2 protein-coding genes are annotated in these 2,364 nt (G+C 32.3%); one reads left to right on the plus strand and one right to left on the minus strand.

Annotated features, from left to right (window positions below; all coding sequences use genetic code 11):
- The first annotated feature begins 275 nt into the window (after positions 1–275).
- Complete coding sequence (locus FH036_RS26860) at positions 276–1,208, plus strand: DMT family transporter (RefSeq protein ID WP_103557152.1); 933 nt, start codon at positions 276–278, stop codon at positions 1,206–1,208.
- 86 nt (positions 1,209–1,294) lie between these two features.
- Here FH036_RS26860 and FH036_RS26865 read toward each other — a convergent pair whose 3' ends face one another.
- Positions 1,295–2,086, minus strand: coding sequence for a sulfotransferase family 2 domain-containing protein (locus tag FH036_RS26865; protein WP_000460178.1), 792 nt, complete (start codon positions 2,084–2,086; stop codon positions 1,295–1,297).
- Positions 2,087–2,364 lie beyond the last annotated feature (278 nt).

Here is a 2,364-nt window from a genome sequence, read left to right on the forward strand (position 1 = left end):
GGTAGTTGGGACCTTGTCCCTGTGAGAGTAGGACGTCGCCAAGCAAAAACCTAAGTCGTTTCGACTTAGGTTTTTTTATGTTTATTTATATATATCAAATGTCATAATCCGTAAATTTAGTAATCGTAATGAGAGAAAAGGATGAAATAGAGACGTTTTAAAGTCAACTACCCCCACTGATTAAAGTTTCAATTTATACAATGTCTTTTCACTTTTAAAGGATTTTATTCATCAAAAAATCTATAATTAAGATAATTAATATATATTATTGATGGGTGTGGGGGATTATGAAAGAAATATGCATGTTATTAGTGGCTGTTATATTATGGGGGACAGCCATTGCGCCAACAAAGTGGGCGTTAGAATCTATTCAGCCATTTACTTTGTTATTTATTCGCCTTTTCTTCGCTGGTGGAATTTGTTTGCTATTTTCATTTAAACAATTAAAAAAATCGGTTGTACATAAACAAGTGCCGTGGAAAAGAATGAGTTTACTATCTTTTACTGGTGTAGCTGGTTACTTTATGTTCACATCCTACGGTATTTCTTTAACAAGTGGATTACATGTTAGTATTATTGATGCTGCTTTACCGTTAGTTACAATTCTTTTTTCAGCGATCTTTTTGAAAGAAAAAATTCAGCTTAATTATTGGATCGGTATTGTATTGGGAGCTGCTGGAGTACTTCTTATTACCATCCCATCTAGTAACGGTAATCAAGAAGTATCTTTAATAGGAGATACCCTTATTTTATTAAGCACTTTCTTATTTGCTTTCTATACAGTATTATTGAAAAGACCAAAACAAGAACAGTATTTATCAAACAAGGTTTTTACAACATTAACTTTAATTATTGGAGCTGTTATTTTATTACCATTTGCAATGGTAGAAACTTTTTACTATGGTTTCCCAGAAATCGAAACATGGAAGACTGGATTTAGTGTAATGTATCTTGTTATAGGCGCAACAATTTTAGCCTATTGGTTTTGGAATAGAGCATTAGAGACAGTCTCGGCATCAGTAAGTGGATTATATTTAAATGCCTTACCGTTAATAAGTATTGTTGCTTCAATTGCTTTATTAGATGAGTCTTTAACTTGGAAGATAGTAATGGGAGGAAGTTTAGTCTTAATAGGAGTAGGATGGGCAGATAGACAAAAGATAAGTAAGTTATTAAAGAAGAATAACTTGAATAGTAAGGAATGCTAAGTAACATATTGTATATAGTTTAAATATAAAAAAACACCTTATATATATTAGGTGTTTTTTTATTTGGCAAAGATAATAGATTGAAATCAGTATAGGTATTCTTTACTATATTTATACGTATTGAAATCATTTTGAAATATTGTTTGAACGAGTTGTATACATTCGGTATCATAAAAACTTTCGAAAGTGGGGTAGCGAGGAAATAAAGGGTCAGTAATATCGGCTTCGCTAAAATTCCCTTTATAAATCATGGCGGGAGTTTGATGATGCCATGATATTGAGAACTCATTTATTGGTGCAGTTTTTAATTTGAAACGCTTTTCTAATGCTCTCATATCCTGATCGAAGTTTTCTAAGTATATATAATTGGTCACATATTCTTCTTCACCAGCGATATATTGTTGTGTGAAATGCGGGTTAATATCATTTCCTTGAGCATCATTAATGAATAGATAGTATAGAAATTGTTTAAATGAGAGGCCTTTGGAGGAGTTTTCATCTTGATATAAAAACTTTCGGATGGGCTTCCATTCGGGATTTTCTATATAGGGAGGTGCGATTAAGGATACGAAAGAGCTCACTGCTCGTCTATAAGGGTTACGAACAAGCTTAAAAGTTTCTTTTTGTTTTTCGCGTAATGCTATACCTAGTCGGACACTATAGGCAGGTGTACTTTTGTATATGTCATATTCATAATTATGAATGAAAGGACTATAATTTAGAGCTGTCTGTAATAAGTCAATCTGATAAAAAAACCACTTAGCAAGAGAAGTACAACCACTTTTTTGGCTCCAAAATAGAATGATAGGAAAATTCTTATGATAATGTGGGTTTCTTGAATGGGCGTTGATGATATGTAATAAGGGAGGATCGAACAATCTCTACACCCCTTTCAGGTATTTTAATTATATGTATGAAAAATAAAGAGGAATATGAGTAGCTGTTTCATCTTTTCTAAAAAAGTGAAAGATTAATATTGACTATTATTGAATAGGGGTGTAATATAGAACAAGTCGCCGATGACATTAACATCGAAAGCGACAAACGAAATAAAAAACTTAGTTGACATTGAAAGATAGAAATGTTAACATAAGGAAGTCGCAAATGAGCGACCAAGTAGTTCTTTGAAAACTGAACGAAACAAACAACGTGAAAC

This window comes from Bacillus sp. CD3-5 (assembly GCF_006349665.1).
Lineage (GTDB): Bacteria > Bacillota > Bacilli > Bacillales > Bacillaceae_G > Bacillus_A > Bacillus_A paranthracis.